Source organism: Myceligenerans pegani (assembly GCF_014892515.1).
GTDB lineage: Bacteria > Actinomycetota > Actinomycetes > Actinomycetales > Cellulomonadaceae > Myceligenerans > Myceligenerans pegani.
This window is the reverse complement of record NZ_JADBGR010000068.1, coordinates 114,978-135,261: the sequence shown is the minus strand read 5'-3', so window position 1 is coordinate 135,261 and position 20,284 is coordinate 114,978. Positions and strand designations below refer to the sequence as shown.

13 protein-coding genes are annotated in these 20,284 nt (G+C 72.2%); 7 read left to right on the top strand and 6 right to left on the bottom strand.

Annotation, left to right across the window (positions count from 1 at the left end; genetic code table 11):
- Positions 1 to 5: 5 nt before the first annotated feature.
- A complete protein-coding gene (locus tag IIE03_RS08830; protein WP_192862375.1) occupies positions 6 to 476 on the bottom strand; it encodes an NUDIX hydrolase in 471 nt (156 codons plus the stop codon).
- A gap of 284 nt (positions 477 to 760) precedes the next feature.
- On the opposite strand from IIE03_RS08830, the gene IIE03_RS08825 reads away from it, so the two are divergent.
- Together IIE03_RS08825 and IIE03_RS08820 are read left to right on the top strand one after the other, a co-directional pair.
- Positions 761 to 2,245 (top strand): HNH endonuclease, encoded by a 1,485-nt coding sequence (locus IIE03_RS08825; protein ID WP_192862374.1) that lies wholly within the window; start codon positions 761 to 763, stop codon positions 2,243 to 2,245.
- A 197-nt stretch (positions 2,246 to 2,442) separates the two neighbouring features.
- Entirely contained in the window at positions 2,443 to 5,946 is a 3,504-nt protein-coding gene (locus tag IIE03_RS08820; RefSeq protein ID WP_192862373.1) for an ATP-binding cassette domain-containing protein, read from the top strand.
- 15 nt (positions 5,947 to 5,961) lie between these two features.
- On the opposite strand, the gene IIE03_RS08815 is transcribed toward IIE03_RS08820, so the two are convergent.
- Positions 5,962 to 6,258 carry a hypothetical protein gene (locus IIE03_RS08815; RefSeq protein ID WP_192862372.1) on the bottom strand — a complete coding sequence of 99 codons (297 nt, stop codon included), beginning with the start codon at positions 6,256 to 6,258 and terminating at the stop codon, positions 5,962 to 5,964.
- 164 nt (positions 6,259 to 6,422) lie between these two features.
- Positions 6,423 to 7,670: a purple acid phosphatase family protein gene (locus IIE03_RS08810; protein WP_192862371.1), complete on the bottom strand. Its 1,248-nt coding sequence runs from the start codon at positions 7,668 to 7,670 to the stop codon at positions 6,423 to 6,425.
- 282 nt (positions 7,671 to 7,952) lie between these two features.
- Between IIE03_RS08810 and IIE03_RS08805 the strand changes: the two genes are divergently transcribed.
- Complete coding sequence (locus IIE03_RS08805) at positions 7,953 to 11,789, top strand: GH92 family glycosyl hydrolase (protein ID WP_192862370.1); 3,837 nt, start codon at positions 7,953 to 7,955, stop codon at positions 11,787 to 11,789.
- On the opposite strand, the gene IIE03_RS08800 is transcribed toward IIE03_RS08805, so the two are convergent.
- Positions 11,729 to 13,036 (bottom strand): Nramp family divalent metal transporter, encoded by a 1,308-nt coding sequence (locus IIE03_RS08800; RefSeq protein WP_192862369.1) that lies wholly within the window; start codon positions 13,034 to 13,036, stop codon positions 11,729 to 11,731. The two genes, IIE03_RS08805 and IIE03_RS08800, sit on opposite strands and share 61 nt — an antisense overlap.
- A gap of 139 nt (positions 13,037 to 13,175) precedes the next feature.
- On the opposite strand from IIE03_RS08800, the gene IIE03_RS08795 reads away from it, so the two are divergent.
- Both IIE03_RS08795 and IIE03_RS08790 read left to right on the top strand, forming a co-directional pair.
- A complete protein-coding gene (locus IIE03_RS08795) occupies positions 13,176 to 14,084 on the top strand; it encodes an alpha/beta fold hydrolase (RefSeq protein ID WP_192862368.1) in 909 nt (302 codons plus the stop codon).
- An 83-nt stretch (positions 14,085 to 14,167) separates the two neighbouring features.
- Positions 14,168 to 16,582, top strand: a complete 2,415-nt coding sequence (locus IIE03_RS08790; RefSeq protein ID WP_192862367.1) for a hypothetical protein — start codon at positions 14,168 to 14,170, stop codon at positions 16,580 to 16,582.
- On the opposite strand, the gene IIE03_RS08785 is transcribed toward IIE03_RS08790, so the two are convergent.
- Positions 16,583 to 17,341: an SDR family NAD(P)-dependent oxidoreductase gene (locus tag IIE03_RS08785; RefSeq protein WP_192862366.1), complete on the bottom strand. Its 759-nt coding sequence runs from the start codon at positions 17,339 to 17,341 to the stop codon at positions 16,583 to 16,585.
- Positions 17,342 to 17,630: 289 nt separating this feature from the next.
- Here IIE03_RS08785 and IIE03_RS08780 point away from each other — a divergent pair, with 289 nt between their 5' ends.
- Positions 17,631 to 18,281 carry a choice-of-anchor P family protein gene (locus IIE03_RS08780; protein ID WP_192862365.1) on the top strand — a complete coding sequence of 217 codons (651 nt, stop codon included), beginning with the start codon at positions 17,631 to 17,633 and terminating at the stop codon, positions 18,279 to 18,281.
- Positions 18,282 to 18,375: 94 nt separating this feature from the next.
- Here IIE03_RS08780 and IIE03_RS08775 read toward each other — a convergent pair whose 3' ends face one another.
- Positions 18,376 to 18,519: a hypothetical protein gene (locus tag IIE03_RS08775; protein WP_192862364.1), complete on the bottom strand. Its 144-nt coding sequence runs from the start codon at positions 18,517 to 18,519 to the stop codon at positions 18,376 to 18,378.
- Positions 18,520 to 18,712: 193 nt separating this feature from the next.
- Here IIE03_RS08775 and IIE03_RS08770 point away from each other — a divergent pair, with 193 nt between their 5' ends.
- Positions 18,713 to 20,284, top strand: a complete 1,572-nt coding sequence (locus tag IIE03_RS08770; protein ID WP_192862363.1) for a phytoene desaturase family protein — start codon at positions 18,713 to 18,715, stop codon at positions 20,282 to 20,284.

Here is a 20,284-nt window from a genome sequence, read left to right as displayed (position 1 = left end):
TCGGGTCAGCCGATATGTGGCCGGTCGGTTTCCTGGAGAGCGTGGGCGATTCGCATTTGCATCGACGGGTGAAGGTTCAGGTCGTCGATCTGCCCGGGTAGCAGCCACTCGACCTTGTCACTCTCGCTGCTGGTGCGTCGCTCGCCGCCGAGGAGCCGGGCCCGGAACGCGAGGGAGAACTGCTGGCGCACCTCGCCGTCGTCGTAGGCCATGACGTGGTTCGGGTTGGTGTAGGTGCCGGTGAGCGTCTCGACGGCGACGTCGTAGCCCGTCTCTTCCGTGACCTCGCGGATCACGGTCTCCGAGATGCTCTCTCCGGGTTCGTGTCCACCGCCAGGCAGGGCCCACCGGTCGTTGTCCGTCTTGTGGATCATCAGGACTCGGCCCTCGTCGTCGCGCACGATCGCGACCACGGAGGGCACGACGCTGTTGATCGCCGGGGCATCGGGGTCGTCGATGTAGTCGATCCGTCCCATTCCGATGACAGTACTCGGCAGGCAGGTTCGGTCAGGGTGGTTCGGCTGTCTGCCTTCCGATGGGACGGCCTCGTGCCGGCACTGAGGGAGTCCGTCGTGTCGAAGCGACAGCGGGTGGCCGCGGGCGTGATCGGCGCACCAACCCTGGAGCGCGGGACCGTCTCGATGGAGTTCTGCCGGAGCGAGACCGACCGCAACCCTGTGCAGAACAAATGTTTCCACAGATTGGTGGTGGATAGGGGTTTCGGCTCGTGTTTGCTTGTTTCTGCTGGGAGAATGGGGACATGACGACACGGCGCGCGGTGAGGTTTGTGCCTGGCTCCCTGGAAGAGGCCGGGCAGGCCGCGACTCCCGCGCACGCCACCGTGTCGTCCGGTGGCCTCTCGCCAGCTGGCGTCTCGGCGCCCGTTGATGTCTCGGCGGCTGATGTGGTTGGGGTGCATGAGTGGCTGCTGGCTGCGGGCAAGCCCGGCGGGATGCGTGATCAGGTGGGGATGTTGCGGGCGTTGGAGGATCTGGCTGGTGGGATCGCGGCGGTGCAGGCGCAGTTGATGGTCGAGTTGGATCAGAGCGTCCGGGACCAGGCCCACCAGACCGTCGCGACCGCCGAGGCAGACCCCGCCGGCCGGTCGGTGCCCGTCACCATACGGTCGACGGAGCGGGAGGCGGCCCGCTCGGTGCGTAGCGAGGTCGCCCTGGCGTTGCGCGTGTCTCCGCACCGGGCGGGGACCCTGATCGGGGCGGCCAAGATGCTGCACACCGAGATGCCCCACACTCTCGCTGCCCTACGTGCCGGACGGCTCACGCAGGAGCGGGCGATCATCCTGGTCAGGGAGACCGCGTGTCTCGAGGCGGAGGACCGTGCCTGCGTGGACGCGGACCTGTGTGCCGACCCGGCCACGCTGGAGGGTGTGGGCACGCGGGAGCTGGAGGCGCGTGCCAGGAAGCGTGCCGCCGAACTCGATCCCGCCGCCGTGGTGCGCCGGGCCGCGAAGGCAGCCAAGGACCGGTACGTCTCGATCCGGCCCGCACCGGAGGCGATGGTGCGTCTGGGTGCGCTGTTGCCGGTGGCTGAGGGTGTGCGTGTGTACGCGGCCCTGAAGCAGGCGGCCGATGCCGCACGCGCCGGTGGCACCGGTGATGCCGAGGACGGTGAGGGTGAGGGTCGTTCCCGCGGCCAGGTCATGGCCGACGCGCTCGTCGAGCGTGTTACCGGACAAGAGATCGCCGATCAAGTGCCCGTCACCGTGAACCTGATCGTGTCCGACCGCACGCTGCTCGCGGCTGGGCATGAGCCCGCCGTTGTGGCCGACGAGTCCGGGCGTGGCTTCGGTCCCGTGCCCGCGCAGGTGGCCCGCAACGTTGTGGCCGCCGGTCTGGATGCCGATGCTGCTTGGCTGCGGGCCGTCTATGCAGACCCGGCGGGTGATCTGGTGGCCGCTTCCTCCCGGCAGCGGTTCTTCGCGGGCGGGCTGGCTGATCTGCTGCGCGTGCGGGATCAGGGCATCTGTCGTACGCCCTGGTGTGACGCCCCGGTCAAGCACCTCGACCACGTCGTACCGGTTGGCGCGGGCGGCTCCACGGTCCTGGGCAACGGACAGGGCCTGTGCGAGGCCTGCAACCAGACAAAAGAGGCACCCGGCTGGAAAGCCACCACTGGCACTGACCCGGCCACCGGACGCCACCGGGTCACCACGACTACACCGACCGGCCTCCGGTACGAATCGGTCGCGCCACCACCACCCACACCCGCCCGACACGCCGCCTGACGAACGCGCTGGGGCTCATCCGCCTTGATGAGCACCGCGCCGGTGTGGGCCCAGGTCGCCAGGGACGCGCGTACCACATGGATGCCACGGACGTGCCACAGAAATGCCCTGGTCAGCGGCGGAGATCCGCGCTGGAATGGGCGGCGCCCCTCGTACCCCCCAACGTTCACGGCGTCGCGCGACCAAGGAGACGGAGTTTGCCGAGGTACTCGAAGAGGGCGCGGCCCGCCCGCCGGCAGGACGGGTCGTGGCGGGGATACCTGATGCGGGCCCTGGCGCCCGTGGTGCCGTTGACGATGGTGATGGCGGGCATCGACGCGTGGCTCGCCGTGGTGACCGGAGACCTGGTCGCGGGCCCGTCGCTGGAGCTGTTCTGGCTGTTCACGGGGCTGACGGCGACGACGATCGCCGGTGGCGTGATCGTCACGGGATGGTGGCGGGCGGTGGCAGCCCGGGGCGAGTCCAGACTGCGTGGCGAGCTCCTGGCGGTCACGCTGCGCCGGAAGCTCCCCGACCTGGAGGAGCAGGCGATCGGCTCGCTGCTGGAACGCACCGACGACGATCCGCGCGCGCTGTTCTCGGTGTTCCGCAGGCTCGGAGAGGTGGCGTTCTACGGCCTGGTCGGGGCCGTGGTGTCGTGGGTGACGGCGGGGGTGATGTGGGCGCCCGCCTGGTGGCTGTTCCCCGCCGTCGGCGCGGTCGCGATGCTGGCGGTCCGGGGGACCGGGGCGCGCATCACGGCGGCGACGACGGCGGCGGAGAAGGCGTGGTCGGACTCGGCCGCCCAGCTCGAGGAGGCCGTGGCCGCGCGCGACGACATGCGCGGCGTCGGCGGCCAGCCGTTCGTGCTGCGCCGGTTCGCCCGAGCAGGCGCGGCCGCGATCCGCGCCCAGCTCACCGCGTCCATGCTCTCGGCACGGTTCTCCCTGCGGTTGTCCCTGGTGACGGCAGGCCTGACGGCGGCGGTCGTGCTGGGCGGGGTGCTGGCGGTTCGCAGCGGGGGCCTGGAGGTCGCGCGGTTCGTCACGCTGTTCCTCCTGGTCTCGACGTTCGTGCGCAGGCTGCACATGCTGACGAGCCTGCTGCCGCAGATCCAGGAGGGCCTCGGGACCCTCGCCCGCGTCCGGGACATGCTCGCCGCCGAGCAGGAACCGGCCCGCGGCGGTCGGCTCCCCGACGCCGACGACGGGGCCGGGGCGCGGATCGACCTGCGGGACCTGACGTTCACCTACCCGACCGGGGACGGCGCCGGGTTCACGCTCGGCCCGATCAGCCTGTCCGTCCCGGCCGGAAGCACGGTCGCCCTCGTGGGCCGCACGGGATCGGGCAAGACCACCCTGACCAAGGTGCTGTCCCGGGCGGTCGAGCCGCCGGCCGGGAGCGTGTTCCTCGACGGCGTCGACGTGCGGGACCTGGACGTCGAGCACCTGCGCGGCACGGTGGGGGTCGTCGGTCAGCGCACCGAGATCCTGTCCGGGACGCTGCGGCAGAACATCACGCTGTTCGGCGACGTCGCCGACGAGCGGGTCACGGCGGCCATCGGCGCGCTCGGCCTGTCCGGCTGGGTCGACGGACTCCCCGACGGGCTGGACACGGTCCTCGGGCCGCGCGGGGTGATGCTCAGCGCCGGCGAGGAACAACTGGTCGCGTTCGCGCGGCTGCTGGTGCGGGACGTCCGGGTCGTCGTGCTCGACGAGGCCACCGCACGCATGGACCCGCACACCTCCCGGACCGTCACGCGCGCCGCGCGCGGCCTGCTCGCCGGGCGCACCGGCGTCGTCGTCGCCCACCGGCTCGCCACGGCGCGAGGCGCCGACACGGTGGCCGTGACCGACCACGGACGGATCGTGGAGCACGGCACCTGGGACGAGCTCTCCGCCCGGGACGGGCGGTTCGCCGCCCTCCTGGCGGCCGACGGCACCGCCACGACGGGGCACGACGCCGCCGCCCCGGCCGCGCATGTGCACCGCGCCGCTCACACCCGGGCGCGCGACACGACGCGGCCGGCCGCCGGCTCCGCGCGCGTCCCGGTCGGCAGGACCGCGACGCGAGCCGCCCTGGCCCGCCCTCGCTGGTGGATCCCGGCCGAGCTGCTGATGTGGCTCGACGACGTCGCCGGCTCCGCCAGCGCGGCCGCCGGATGGGTGTGGGCCGCGCTCGTCACGGCGCTCATGGCCGGGGGCGACCCGTGGTGGCCGGCGGCCGGGGTGATCGCCGCCGCCCTGCTCAGCGCCGCGATCTACTACCTGGAGGCTCGCCCCCGGACCATGCTCTGGACGGAGGGCCGCCTCCGGGTCAGGTTGTCGATCCTGCGTGGCCAGACCGGTCACGCCCCGGTCGAGCGGCCGTCCCCCGGCGAGGTCACCGCCCGCACGCTCGAGGAGTACCGGCTCCTGGTCCTGTCCCGGACCGCGCGCGAGTTCCTGTTCGGGCTCACCACCCTGGCCGTGCTCGGAGGAGTGTCCGGCAGCCCGCTCGCCGTCGCGATCGCCGCCGGCGTCGTCGCGATCTCGGCCGCGTCCGCGGGCCTCGGCGCCGGGCTCGTCGGGGACAGCGCACGCGTCGCCGGCGACGCCCGCGCGGCGTTCGGGCGCGCCCTCGGATCGGTGCTGGAGGCGGTGCGCACCATCAAGCTCTCCGGTGCCACCCACGCCGCGCTCGCCCACCTGCGCCGGCAGGACGACCGGCGGGTCGACGCCGCCCAGCGCGAGGACCGGGTCTCCTACCTCGTCTGGCAGGCGCCCTGGCTGGTGTCGAGGTCCGCGACCGTCGTCGTGTGGTGGCTGCACGTGGCCGGCACCTGGTCGCTGACCACCACGCTCGTCGTCTACACGGCGATCGGGGCCTACGGATGGGCCGGCGTCACCGCCGGGAACGTCCTGACCCGCATCCCGGTCGCCCGCCGCTGGACCGAGATCGCCGCCCGCCTCGCCGGGACCACCGACCTCGCCGCGGTCCCCGCCGACGTCGATCTCGTCCGGGGAACCCATGAGACCCCGGCCGTCACCGCGCCGGTCGGACCGCTGGCCCGGCTCCGCCTGTCCGGCGTGAGCGCCGTCCACGACGACGGCACCGTCGGCGTCCGCAACGTCCACCTGGACCTCCGGCCCGGCCGGACGGTTCTCGTCGTCGGACGTGTCGGAGCGGGGAAGTCGTCGCTGCTGGCCGGGCTTGCCGGACTCATCCGCCTGGACGGGGCCGTCACGTGGAACGACACGCCCGTGACCGACCTCGCCGGCCTGGCCGGGACCAGAACCGCGTTCGTCGGCCAGCTGCCGCGGATCGTGTCCGGCACGATCGCCGAGAACGTCCACCTCGACCACGACCGCGCCGTGGCGCCGCCCCTGACCACCGCCCAGCTCGACGAGGACGTCGCCGAGGCCGGCGGGCACGGCACCGTCGTCGGGCATCGCGGCCTGCGGCTGTCCGGAGGTCAGACGCAGCGCCTCGCCCTCGCCCGGGCGCTCGCGGCCGAGCCCGACCTGCTGATCGTCGACGACGTCTCCTCCGCGCTGGACGCCGCCACCGAGGCGGCGCTCTGGGCGGCCCTGCGGTCGTCCGGCACGACGATCGTGGGCTCGTCCTCACGCGCCACGACGCTGCGGGCGGCCGACCACGTCATCGTCCTCGACCAGGGCCGCCAGGTGGACGCGGGCAGCTGGGACGCACTCCGCGCCCGCTGGGGCCACCTGGAGGGATGATCCCGCCGGGACCTCTCAGTGCTCGTCGTAGTGGTCCCCGTGGGCGGCGTGCTTGTGGCCGTCGTGGAGGTAGTCGACGTGGTCGCCGTGCTGGACCGTCTCGTGGCCGCACTCCCCGCCGTGGGTGTGCGCCTCGGGGCCGTGCTCGGCGACGGACTCGTGCTCGTCGTAGTGGTCGCCGTGCTCGGCGTGGTGGTGCGTGCCGTGCACGTAGTCGACGTGGTCGCCGTGCTGCACCGTCGTGTGCCCGCAGCCGGGCCCGTGCGTGTGCTCGGCGAGCGAATGCTCCGCGTGGACATCGGTGACGCTCATGTCGCCTGCTCCCTCCGTGAGGCGGGCGAGGTGGAACGGCGACGTTCCCCGCCCGGCACTCACCATCCCACCACGCGCACGAACGGACCGCCACGCGACGGCCTGGTCACGCCGCGTGCGTCCGGTGGCCGTGTCGCCGACGGCGACACGGCCACCGGACGCCGTCAGTGGTCGGTGACCACCTTCGTGCCGTCCGACCTGTCCACCGTGAACCCGTCCACGACGGTCCCGTCGGCCGTGCGCGCCTCGTACGCGAGCTCGTCGTCCGTCACCGACACCACCTGGTACGTCTGCGTCTCGCCGTACTGCGCCCGCACCTCGGCGCCGCCGAGCCGCCAGTCCGTGGTGACCGGGTCGTAGAACTTCGGGCCCGTCACCGCCACCGTGTAGACCGGGCCGGTGTGCGAGTGCTCGTCGACGCGGTTCGCCCGCAGGTTCCCGCGGCCGTAGGAGTGGTCGTGGCCCTGCAGCACGAGGTCGACGTCGTGCTCCTCCAGCACGTCGAGCCAGTACTCCCGCACCACCACGCCCGTACGGCCCGAGCTGTTCGCGAACACCGGCTGGTGGAAGGCCACCACCGTCCACCGGTTCGGATTGTCCGCGAGCACGTCCTCCAGCCAGGCCTCCTGGTCCTCCATCCAGTCGTGCACGTCGAACCAGGGCGCGTTCGTGTAGTTGCTGTTCAGCACCACGAACCGCACACCCTGGTAGTCGGTGTACCAGACCGTGTCGTCGAGGTCGTCGTCACCGGGGCCGTTGCCCGTCCCCGGGAACTGCAGGTTCCAGAACCCCGACACGTCCCACGAGTCGTACTCGTGGTTCCCGATCGCCGCGACATGGTTGACCGACGCCGACCGCGACCCCTGCGCGGCGAACCACTCGCCCCACTGGCCGTCGTCGTCCGCGTCGTTGATGAGGTCGCCGGCGTGCACCGCCACCTTGGCGTCCGGGACGGCGTCGTACGCGGCCCGGATCACGGGCGCCGCGCCCGCGGTGATGTCGTTCTGCACGTCGCCGAAGTACAGGAAGCGGAACGGCTCACCGGCGGCGCTCGCGGTGGTGAACTCGGTCCAGGAGCTCCAGGTGTCGCCGTCGCCGACGCGGTAGCGGTACGCGGTGCCGGGTCGGAGGCCCTCCAGCGTGGCGCGGTGGTAGGTGCTGCCGCCGGCCCGGCCCGTGGTGCGGCCCTCGGTGGTCACGAGACCGCCGCCGGCGACGGGCTCGTGCTGCACGAGGGACGGGGCGTCCGTGGCGGTGCGCCAGGTGACGGTCTGGCTGGTGGACGGGGTCGCCGTGGGGCTGAGGGTCACGCGGTCCGGCGGGGCGGCGGCCTGGGCGGTCATCGCCTGGCCGCCGAGCGTGACGGCGGCGGCGACCGCCACCGTCACCGCGGCGGTCCGGCGTCGGGTCATGGCTCGGTTCCCGCGGGCAGGGGCGGCGGTGGGCACGTCGTGGGACGGCATCGTTCCTCCAGATCGTGTCGAGATCGGGCTGGGCGTGCGCGTCCATGCTGACGGGAGGGGGTGGCGAGGCGGTGAACCCCCGCTTGCCGCGCCGGGACGAACTGCCTACGTAGCTTCCCCGATGTCGCCCCCACCCCTGTTGACAGCGGTGTCAGTCGTCCGGTTGCATGGGCGTGCTTCGCCCGCACCGCCGCGTGGGCACGGTCCCTCGCGCTGATCACTGGGGGTTTCATGCGCCTGCGCTCCGTCGTACCGTCCGCCGCCGCGCTCGCCGTCGTCCTGGCGCTCGCACCCGGTGCCGCCGCGGCGCCCGGACCGGTACCCGGCGACGCCCCGCCCTGGGTCGAGGACCCCGCCGCCCACGTCGACCCGTTCATCGGCACGGCCAACGCCGGCAACACCCACCCGGCCGCCGTCGCCCCGTTCGGCATGCTGGCGTGGGGTCCGGACCAGAGCTTCTACGACGGCCCCACCGAGGGGGAGAACGCCGGCCGCGGCACGCTGCGCACGGCCTCACCCAGCGGCTACCAGTACGACCGCGACACGATCCGCGGCTTCGGCCTGACCCACGTCTCCGGCGCCGGCTGCGCCGGGATCTCGGGCGACCTGCCGTTCTTCCCGGTGGCGGGCGAGCTCGACGTCGCCCCGCCCGCGGCGGACGCCGCGCAGCGCCCGTACGAGTCCACGTTCTCGCACGACGCCGAGCGCGCCGAACCCGGGCGGTACGACGTCGCGCTCGACAGCGGCGTCGACGTCTCGCTCGCCGCCACGACGCGCGCGGGGTCGGGACGTTTCACGTACCCGGCCGGCGACCCCGCCACGATGCTGGTGCGCACGTCCGACTCGCTCGTCGGCTCCGGCGACGCCGACGTCACGATCGACCCGGCCGCCCGGACCATTTCCGGCTCGGTGACGAGCGGCAACTTCTGCGGCCCGTTCACCGGCGACGGCATCCTCCAGCGCAGCTACTACACCGTGCACTTCACGGCGGTCTTCGACACCGCGTTCGAGGCCTGGGGCACCTGGCGGGACGACGAGCTGCGGCCCGGGACCACCCGCGCCGCGGGCGGCACGGGATACCAGGGCGGCCTGTCGCGGGGCGGTCAGCCCGTCGCGGGCTTCCCGCCCGCCGGCAAGGGCTCCGGCGCGTACGTGTCGTTCGCCGACGACGGCGACGGGGCCGACGTCGGCGTCCGCGTCGGCATCTCCTACGTCAGCGCGGACAACGCCGCCGAGAACCTCGCCGCCGAGATCCCCGACGGCACCGCGCACGACGGCGTCGCCGCGGCGACCCGGGACGCCTGGAACACCGAGCTGAACCGCGCCCGGGTCGCCGGCGGCACCGAGGACGAGCTCACCACCTACTACAGCGCGCTCTACCACGCGCTGCTGCACCCCAACGTGACCAGCGACGTCAACGGCGAGTACACCGGCTTCGACCTCGCCACCCACCGGGTGCCCGACGGCCAGGAGGCGCAGTACGCCACGTTCTCGGGGTGGGACGTCTACCGGTCCCAGATCCAGCTCCTCACGCTCCTGGACCCCGGACGGGGGTCCGACGTCGCCGCGTCGCTCCTCAACCAGGCTGAGCAGAACGGCGGCGTCTGGGACCGCTGGACCCACAACTCCGGCGCGACCCACGTCATGGTGGGGGACCCGTCGGCGATCGCCGTCGCCGCGATCCACGCGTTCGGCGGCACCGACTTCCCCGTGGAGCGGGCGTACGAGTCCCTGTTCCGGGCCGCCACGGTGCCGACCGAGCTCGACCGGTCGCGCCGGGGCTGGAACGTGGCCGTCGAGGGGCAGCGGCCCTCGCTCGACCAGTTCCTGGAGCACGGCTACTACCCCGAGGGCTGCAACGCGTGGGGCTGCCCGAACGAGACGCTGGAGATGGCGGCGGCCGACTACGGGCTGGCCACCCTCGCCGAGGCCCTGGGTCGCGACGCCGACCACGCCGAGCTGATGGCGCGCGCCCAGTCCTGGCAGAACCAGTTCAACCCGGACGCGACCGGCCCTGACGCGACCGGAGCCGCCGGCTACTTCCAGGGCCGTACGCCGGACGGCACGTGGACGGGCGGGTTCGACCCGGCGTCGTCTAGCGGGTTCGTCGAGGGCACCGCGGCCCAGTACGTGTGGATGGTGCAGCACAACCCGGCCGGCCTGTTCGACGCGATGGGCGGGCGGGACACCGCCGTCCGCCGCCTCGACGGGTTCTTCCACGCCGACGACGGCAGCTGGCGCCTCACCGGCCCGTGGGACGGCAACGTCCACGCCAACATGGACAACGAGCCCTCGATCGCCACGCCCTGGCTGTACAACTACGCGGGCGAGCCCGCGAGGACGCAGGAGACCGTGCGGGAGACGATCAAGCAGCTCTGGCTGGTCAGCCCCGACGGCGTGCCGAACGGCCCCGACGGGATCCCGGGCAACGACGACCTCGGCCAGATGTCGTCCTGGCTCGTGTTCGCCGCGCTCGGCCTGTACCCGCAGAACCCGTCCCGGGCCGACCTCGTCGTGGCGGCGCCGCTGTTCGAGCGGGCAGAGATCCGCCGCGCGAACGGCGTCACGCTCACGCTCTCCGCGCCGGGCGCCGGCGTCGACACCCCGTACGTCGCCGGCCTGCGGGTCGACGGCGAGGCGACGACGCGCACCTACCTGCCCGCCTCCGCGATCGCGAGGAACACGGCCGTCGAGTTCGACCTGTCGGCGACCCCGACGGAGTGGGGCACCGGACCGGACGACGCCCCGCCGTCGGACCGCGAGGGTGAGCAGCCCTACCTGGCCTCCCTCTCGTCGGGCCGTACCACCGCGTCGCCCGGCGGGCCCACGCAGACCGTCACGCTCGGGGTGCGGGCCGGCTCGGCGTCCGCGCCCGAGCCGGTCACCTACCGGATCGAGGCTCCCGACGGCCTGACGCCGCTGGAGGCCTCGGCCCCGGTCGAGATCGGGGACGACGGTACCGGCGAGGTCCCGATCACGCTCCGGGCCGGACGCGACCTGGCGCTCGGCAGCTACGACGTGACCGTGCGCCTGGAGGCGGGCGGCGTCGCGCTGCGGGACCAGGAGCTGCAGGTGGACGTCGTCGAGCAGGTGCGGACGCTCGTGCGCACCGGGTTCGAACCCGGCCAGCCGCAGGCGCCGTTCAACGAGACGTTCGAGAACACCGGGTTCGGCGAGTACTGCTGCGGCATCGGCGGCGTCGAGAGCAAGGTGCAGGGCGGCGACGCGAGCGACGGCAGCCAGGCAGTCATCTACTCGGCCCGCGCGCTCGAGGCGGGGGCGCACGCGTCGAACGTCCTGCTCGACGTCGACGAGCCGGTCCAGGGCGGCGAGACGCTCTCCTACACGCTGCGCCCGCAGCGCGACGGCGGCCCCTTCGGCGACTACGTGCAGAACGCCAGCCCGTACGCGGCCGTGGACCTGCTGTTCACCGACGGGACCCGGCTGTCCGACACGGGCGCCGTCGCGTCGAACGGGGCACCGATCGACGCGCTGTCCCAGGGCGCCGTCCTCGAACCGGACACCTGGAACCGCGTCTCGGTGGCGCTCCCGGAGGAGACGGTGGGCAAGACCGTGGACACGGTGCTGCTGACGCTCTCGACCGGGGACGTGTTCGCGACGCCCGGCGCCCAGGACGGCTACCTGCGCGGCTGGGTGGACGAGCTCTCCCTCGCCGCCCCCGTGCCGCGGCTGGAGGTCCGGCCGGCGCGGGTGCGGCCCGTCCGGCCGGGGAAGCCGCTGGAGTCGGTGCTGGCCCGCTTCGCAGGCGGGGCGGGATCCGGCGCGGAGGACTACGCCGCCACCGTGGACTGGGGCGACGGGTCCGAGCCGGAGGACGCCGTGGCGCGGGCGAAGCGAGGCGGGCAGGGACTGCGCTACGAGGTGGTGGGCGAGCACACCTACCGTCGGGCCGGCGTCTACTCCGTGCGCGTCACCGTCGCCGACGCCGACGACGTGCGCGCCGGCGTGGACGTCCGGGTCCGGGTGCCGGGGCGTCCGGCGCCGGCTCAGAACCCTGGCCTCGGCAACGGCACCACCGCCTCGAGCGCGCCGGCGAGCTGGTCGTAGCCGAGCACGAGGAACATCGCCGCCACGGCCACCAGGATCACGTTGACCCACCAGCGGTTGCGCCACAGGCGCGGCACGCTCGACGAGTTGTTGAGGAACAGCAGCGTGATCGCCAGGAACGGCATGAACAGCGAGCCGAGCGCGCCGTAGGCGATGACCAGCGCGATGGGCCGGTCCAGGAACAGCAGCGCCATCGGCGGGATCGTCAGCCACAGGATGTACGCGCGGTAGTAGAGGCCGCCGGCGCCACGACGACGGTCGTCGGCGGGCAGGCCGCGCGAGGTCGCCACGAAGTCGGCGAACATCAGTGACACACCGTGCCAGACGCCGAGCACCGACGAGAACGCGGAGGCCGCGAATCCGATCAGGAACACCGGGGCCATGAAGTCGCCGTAGCGGTCCGCGAGGACGCCGGACAGGTCGACGAGGCCGGCGCCGCCGTCCTCCACCGTGATCCCCGAGGCGTACAGCAGCTCGGCGCCGACGATCAGCATCGCGATCACGAAGATCCCGGACATCACGTACGCCCACGCGTTGTCGATCCGCATGACCCGCATCCAGCGGGGCGTCGCCCAGCCCTTCTCCGCGAGCCAGTAGCCGTAGGCGGCCAGCGTGATCGTGCCCCCGACGCCGCCCGCCAGGCCGAGCGTGTAGATGACGCCGCCGTCGGGGATCCGGGGCACGAGCCCGCTCACGATGCCGCCGAGATTCGGCACGGTCATCACCGCCGAGCCGACCACCGTCACGAACATGATGCCCACCAGGACCGCGATGAGGTTCTCGAACGGCTTGTACCTGCCGAACCAGACCAGCAGCAGGCCCGCGACCCCGGCCGCCATCGCCCACCAGCGCAGCTCGACGCCGGGCATCAGACCGTTCAGCGCCAGGCCGGTCGCGGACATCGCGGCCGCGCCGTAGCTGAAGCCCCACACCACGATGTAGATGCCGAAGTAGATCGTGGCCCAGAGCCCGAGCTGCCGCCAGCCGTCGAAGATCGTGCGGCCGGTCGCGAGCGTCCACCGCCCGGCACCCTCGACCAGCACGATCTTGATCACCACGCCCGCGATCGCCGCCCACAGCAGCGCGTAGCCGTACTGGCTGCCGGCCACCATTGTGGCGACCAGGTCACCGGCGCCGATGCCGGTGGCGGCGACGACGATGCCGGGGCCGATGATGCTCCAGCGGGGGACCGCGCCGCCCACGCGTGCCTCGCCCGTATCCGGAGTGACCTCATTGTCCTTTTTCATCCAGCGACTGTACCGAGGGGATCCCGGGCCGCGGAAGCCTCCCGGCGCGCCTGCCGGCGTCGTCGTTTATGAACTACCAGTCGTCGTCATGTACCAAGGAGTGGTCAGCCGGGCACAGGGACGAGAACGGGAGACGATCATGGAGACGACGAGCACGGGCAGCACGAAGAACCGCGGCGCCGAGCGCCGTGTCCCCCTGGCCGACGGCGGTGAGCTCTGCGCCGAGTCGTTCGGCGACCCCGCCGACCCCGCGCTGCTGCTGATCAGCGGCCTGTCCGCGGCGATGGACTGGTGGGACGCCGGGTTCTGCCGGGCCCTCGCGACCGGCGGGCGCTTCGTGATCCGCTACGACCACCGGGACACCGGCGCCTCCCGGACGGATCCGCCGGGCGAGCCCTCGTACACCGGGAGGGACCTGGCCGAGGACGCGCTGCGGGTGCTCGACGCGTACGACGTCGACCGGGCGCACCTCGCCGGGATCTCCGCGGGCGGTGGGATCGCGCAGGAGATCGCGCTGGAGTGGCCGGAGCGGGTCGCCTCGCTGACGCTCGTCTCGACGTCGGCTGCCGTCCCGCTCGCGCCCGGGAAGTCCGTGGACGACGCCGGGCTGCCGCCGTCCGCGCCCGAGGTCAGGGAGCTCTTCACGAACCCGCCGCCCGATCCGGACTGGAGCGACGCCCGCGCCGTCGTCGACCACCTGGTCGCGCAGGAGCGTGTCTACGCCGCCGCCGGGTTCGACGAGGGGTTCGCGCGGCGGATCGCCGGCCAGGTGGTGGCGCGGTCGGTGAACCCGGCGTCGTCGGGCAACCACTGGACCCTGGCAGAGGGCGAACCACTCGCGGCGGGCCGCACCCTCGCCGACCTCCGCGCGCCCACCGTGGTCCTGCACGGCGACGCCGACCCGTTCTTCCTCCTGCCGCACGGGCAGGCGCTCGCCGAGGCCGTCCCCGGCGCACGGTTCGTGCCGCTGGAGGGCGTGGGCCACCAGGTCCCGCCGCCGGCCGCCTGGCGTGTCGTGGTCGACGAGATGCTCCGCGTGAGCGGGTAGGTCCCAGGGCCCGGTCGCGATGGGCCCCAGGATGAGTCGCTGGGCCGTCGTGACCTGCGGGGACGATCCCTAGCGTGGGGGTCGTGACCAGAACAGGCCGCGGCGACGCGGGGCAGGCGCTGCCGGAGTACGTCGGCGTGATCGGGCTGGTGCTGCTGATCGTGGGGATCGTGTTCGCCGCGGCCACGCCCGTCGGAGCCGACGTGAGCGAGCAGTTGATCTGCGCCGTGTCCCCGATCGTGAAGGAGAACGGGCAGGACGACTGCGGCGCGGCGGCGGGCGGCGGGCCCGGCGCGCCCGGGGAGGAGGACGGCCCCGGCGACGAGTACAGCCCTCCCGAGGGTGACTGCGAGCAGGACGTCACCTTCGACCGGGTCGACGTCACCGAGGGCTGGACGTCGTCCGTCGTGCAGATCGGCTGCGAATGGCAGCCGGTGCCCTTCAGCTGCCTGTTCCTGCACCTGCCGGATGGCTGGCTGGATCGCGCGGAGGACGAGCGGGTCTACCGGGCGGACGAGATCCAGGACTTCGTCGACTGCGTGACCGACGGCCGCGGCGGGCCGAGCGACGACCCCAACGACGAGAACTGCGTGAACGCGGTGCCCGCCAGTGACGGGGTCGATCCGGACGCGCCGCCGAAGGTGCAGGTGGGCTGCCGGGAGTGGCCGGTGCCCAAGGGGTGCGAGGAGGAGTGGGAGAAGTACGAGAACGCGGCCACGGAGCGGGAGCGCGCGGGCGCGTCGGGCCTGCTGGCCAACTGCGTCGCGGAGACGTACAAGTCGATGGAGCCCCCGTGCGTCGTGGAGGCCACCGGCCGGGTGGACGAGACCAAGATCTCGTTTCTTTTCTTCCGCTGGGGCGGCAGCAACGGCACGCTGATCGAGAAGCTGGGCGACGGGCGCATCCGCATCCATATCCTGCGCGGGGTGGAGTTCGGCACGGGCGTAAGCGGCGACGGCGTCGGCGGCTCGCCCGTGAGCTTCGACGTCGCGGGTATCACGGGCTACTCGAAGGACAAGACCTACGAGTTCACCGACATGGGCAAGGCCCAGGAGTGGATCGACTGGTACAAGAGGTACAACAGCGTGAACGGCAACCGGCCGTACTGCTGGACGTCGGGCACCATCCCCGCCGTGCACTGCGATCACAGCGACGAGGAGCGCGCCGACGAGCTCGCCCAGCAGGAGCCGGAGCACCACGAACTGGCCGAGGCCGAGAGCGACACCAGGAAGGTCAAGTTCAAGGGCGGCCTGAGCATGAAGGGCGAGGCCGGGCAGTTCAGCCTGAAGGGCAGCGTCGAGGGCGGCTACGAGGGCGAGATCCAGGTCGAGGAGCGGCTGTTCTCCGACGGGAGCCAGACGGCCACCTACACGTCGTCGGACATCGGCGGGTTCCTCATCGGTGCCAAGCTCGGCGGCAAGCAGCCGTTCACCAAGAACGGCGACAAGACCACCAGCAGCGGCGGTGCCGGCGGCAAGGGCAAGGTGGGCATGGAGTGGAAGGGCACCACGAGCACGACGGTCGCCTGGGACAAGGAGGGCAAGCTCTCCAAGCTGATCATCACCATGGACGAGCAGGTGATGCGGACGTTGTACAACGCCGGCATCGACGTCGAGGTCGCGCTGCCGTACGGGTTCTCCGTGGGCGCCGGGTACAAGAAGTCCGAGGAGGAGGGCACGATCTCCACGCGCCAGCTGATCATCGACTTCAACCAGTACCCCGAGCTGCGCGAGAAGCTCGGCCCGAAGATCGACGAGGTCTTCCCGCGGGACGACGACGGACGGCTGATCAAGGACGACGTCGAGATCGACGGGAACGACTCCGACGGCGGGGAGTTCTACGAGGCCGCGGAGGACCACGCGAACGTCCGCGAGCTGGAGTACGACGCGAGCAAGGTCACCGAGGGCGGCGAGGGCGGGCTCTCCTGGCAGGGCCTGGACCTGTTCAAGCTCGAGTTCACCGAGATCGAGGAGGAGAAGATCCTGAAGGAATCCTCGTTCGAGGTGACCGACGTCGACGGCAACAAGCAGAAGACGTCGCCCGCGCCGCAGTGCCGGGCCGAGGACTTCGAGCAGCCCGACGGCTACTATTCCGACGACTTCTCCGACCCGCCCACGGCGAACGCGGATTCCGAGCACGATCTCGGCGCGGAGTACTACTCCAACGAGACGCCGAAATACACCGAGGGCACCTACCCCGGTACGAATTACGACGGCGACGTGCCGGGTGACCGGGCCGAGCGGGTCCATTCACTGCTGGACGAGTACTCCAAGGCGTTCCCCGACAAGAACATCCTCGTGGTCAAGGACTTCGAGAACTTCTCGTTCCGGGCCGCCACGGGGTGGGAGCACCTGGCGACGGTGGATGGCATGGACGTCATCGCCCTGGACGAGGGGACCGTGAAGAACAAGGGCGACGGCGGCTGGATCAATTGGGGCTTCACCGGCTCCTACGACTACGACCCCGACAACAAGACCGTGCGGTTCGAGCGGAGGTGATCACCGCTCCGGGAACATCGTCCGGAGCGGGCCCGCGAGGATGCCGCCGTCGACGGGGAGCGTGACGCCGGTGATCCAGGCGGCGTCGTCCGACGCGAGGAAGGCGACGGCGGCCGCGATATCCTCGGGTTCCCCGACGCGGCCGAGGGGATAGAAGGGCGTGAGGCGCTCGAGCGCCCCGTCCTGGCTGTCCCAGACCCGGGTGCGGACGGTGCCCGGCGCGACCACGTTGAAGCGGATGCCGTCCGGGCCGTACCGGACGGCGTAGTTCTTCGCGAGAACCGACAGGCCCGCCTTGGCGGCCGAGTAGGGCTCGTCGCCGAACGCCGCGAGGCCGTTCACCGAGGAGACCATGACGACGGCGGGCCGCGGGGACTCGCGCAGCGACGGCAGCGCGGCGCGGACGCACCGCATCGTGCCGGTGAGATTGAGGTCGACGAGCTGTTCCCATGTCTCGTCGGTGAGCTGCTCCGGATCTGGCGTCGGGATCGATCCGCCGGCGACCGTGACGAGGAGGTCGAGGCGGCCGAAGGCGGCCCGCGCGGTGCCGACGGCGGCGTCCACCGACTCGCGGTCGTGGATGTCGCAGGCGGTCGCGCGGGCCCGCGGGCCGAGATCGCCGGCCAGGGCCCCCGCGGCGTCCGCGTCGCGGTCGGCGAGGACGACCGTCGCGCCGTCGTCGTGCAGGCGCCGGGCGGTCGCGGCGCCGATGCCATGGGCCGCGCCGGTCACGAGAGCCACTCTGCCGTCGAAGTTCATGCGGTCAACCTACCGGGCGGCGCCCCCTGGCGAGGGAGGTGCCGCCGGGCGAAAAACCTGATCGCTGCGGCGGCAATGGTCGTTCCAGCGTCGGTGAATGGATAGGTCAGCAACAACGCGTGTCGACGTTTGTCCACTCATGCGGGCGATACGCGAAAAACATGACGCGTCAGAAGATAGTGGGGCAGTCGCGGTGTGCATGGCGAAGATGTGTTGCCCAGTTTCCCCCCAAGCCCGGTTCGCCACGACGCATGTCCGCAGGAAGCAACTCCATGGGGAGGAATATCGAATGCGAATGATCAAGCTGGTGCCGGCCGTGGCACTGCTCGTCGCAGGGGCCGCGGTGCCGGCAACGGCGCAGGCCGCCCAGACCGACGCCACGGCGGAGGCCGCCTACTACAGCGGCCAGGCCTACGGCGCTGCCGTGGACCTGCTCGGGGCGGTCGTTCTGCCGGCCCAGCCGGACACCGGTGAGGTCTCCACGTCCGAGGACCTGGTCGCGGACGCGGGCTGCACGGCGTCGGTGGAGTCGAGCCTGCTCGACGCCGGCGTCCTCTGCCCGAGCGTGACCGTCGACACCGCGGCGGGCACGGTGGTCTCCGAGACCACGATCGAGGAAGCCTCGGTCAACCTGCTCGGCGTGCCGGCGATCGTCGTCGAGGACCTGACGGCGACCGCCACGGCCTCGTGCGAGAAGGTGTCGGGTGACGTCGACCTGACGCTGCGGATCGGCAACGAGACCATTCTCGTGGACGACCCGAACGTCTCGATCCAGATCCCCGGTGGTGAGATCACGGTCAACAAGCAGGTGCCGACCGAGACCGGTATCGGTCTCGCGGTGACCGCCGTCGTGGTCAAGCTGGACGGTCTGGCCGACATCACGATCGGTCACGCCGAGGCCTCGGCGCACGGCTGCATGACGACGCCGCCGGAGAGCTGATCTCGAGCTTCTCGCGAATAGCGCAGCGCCCCCGCGGGTGACCACCCGCGGGGGCGCTGTCTTCCTACGACGCCTGTGGAGACGCCGGTATGGATCAGAGCGGCAGCGGCGGCTCCGGCAGCGGGAGGCCCGGTAGCTCCGGGAGCGGGAGGCCCGGCAGCTCGGGCAGCGGCAGACCCAGGCCCAGGCTGTTGAGCAGGGCCATGATCGCATCGATGAGACCCGAGAGGATATCCATGATGCATCTCCTTCGTGTATCGGAACGACGGCAATTAACACTGCGCCGCCGAATATCACGTTAGGCGCGCGGAATGATTCAGGGGCTTCACAGTCTCAACGCGCGACAATCATTATTTTTGACGTAATGAGTATGGCGTACACGCAGAATCCACGTGAGACAAGCCACGACCGTGATACGCGACAATGACGATATGACTAGCTCTGTCAGCACTTCCGAGTACGACGTCGTCATCGTCGGCGGCGGGCACAACGGCCTCACCGCCGCCGCGTACCTGGCGCGCGCCGGCCTGTCCGTGGCGGTGCTCGAACGCCTCGACCACACCGGCGGCGCCGCGGTCTCCGCCCGGGCGTTCCCCGGCCGTCCCACCCGGCTGTCGCGCTACTCGTACCTCGTCTCCCTGCTGCCCGACCAGGTGGTCCGCGACCTCGGCCTCGACCTGCGGCTGGCGCCGCGCGTCACGGCGTCGTACACGCCCGTGATGCGCGACGGCGTGCCCGGCGGCCTTCTGGTGGAGCGCCCGGAGGGCGCCGCGACAGCCGCCTCGTTCCGTTCCGTGACCGGGTCCGACGCCGAGTACGAGGCGTGGCGGGCGTTCTACGCGGCGGTCGGTGACCTGGCCGGCGTGGTCGCGCCCACCCTCACCGCGCCGCTGCCCCGGGAGGGCGAGCTGCGCGCGCGGGTGGACGCCCGGATCTGGCGGGACCTGGTGGAGCGTCCCCTGGGCGAGGCGGTGGAGCGGCGGTTCGCCGACGACACGGTGCGCGGTGTCGTCGCGACCGACGCGCTCATCGGGACGTTCGCGAGCCTGCGTGCCGGCTCGCTGGTGCAGAACCGCTGCTTCCTCTACCACCTGATCGGGAACGGCACGGGGGAGTGGCAGGTGCCGGTGGGCGGCATGGGCGCGGTCACGGAAGCCCTGGCCACGGCCGCCACGGCGGCGGGAGCGGTGCTGGTGACCGATGCCGAGGTCACGGCGATCCGCCCCGAGGACGGCGGCGCCGAGGTGCGGGTCGCGGGGCGGACGCTGCGGACGCGGTTCGTGCTCGCGAACGTGGCGCCCTGGGTGCTGGCGGGCCTGCTCGGCGAGACGCCGGACCCGGCGGCCCGGCCCGTCGGGGCGCAGCTCAAGGTGAACCTCCTGCTGGACCGGCTGCCCCGGCTCCGGTCCGGTGCCGACCCGCGGACCGCGTTCGCCGGGACCCTCCACCTCGGCGAGGGCTACGACGAACTGGAGACCGCCTACGCCCAGGCCGCGGCCGGGCAGGTGCCCATCCGCATGCCCGGCGAGGTGTACTGCCACTCCCTGACCGACCCGACGATCCTCGGCGACGTGCCCGAGGGCACCCACACCCTCACCTATTTCGGCCTGCACCTGCCGGCCACCCTGTTCGACGACCCCGCCACCCGGGCGGAGCGCAAGGCCGAAGCGGTGGCCCGCGCGATCGCGTCCCTGGACGAGCACCTGATCGATCCGATCGCCTCCGTCGTCGCCCGCGACGCGGACGGGAGGCCCTGCATCGAGGCGAAGATCCCCCAGGACATCGAGGCGGACCTGAACATGCCGGGCGGACACATCTTCCACGGCGACCTCGCCTGGCCGTGGGCCGACGACCGCGCCGACCTCACGGCCCCGGCGGACCGCTGGGGCGTGGCCACGGACCACCCGGCCGTCCTGCTGTGCGGCTCGGGCGCCCGCCGCGGCGGCGCCGTCTCCGGCCTGGGCGGCCACAACGCGGCCCGGGCGGTGCTCGAGTCGAGGTGA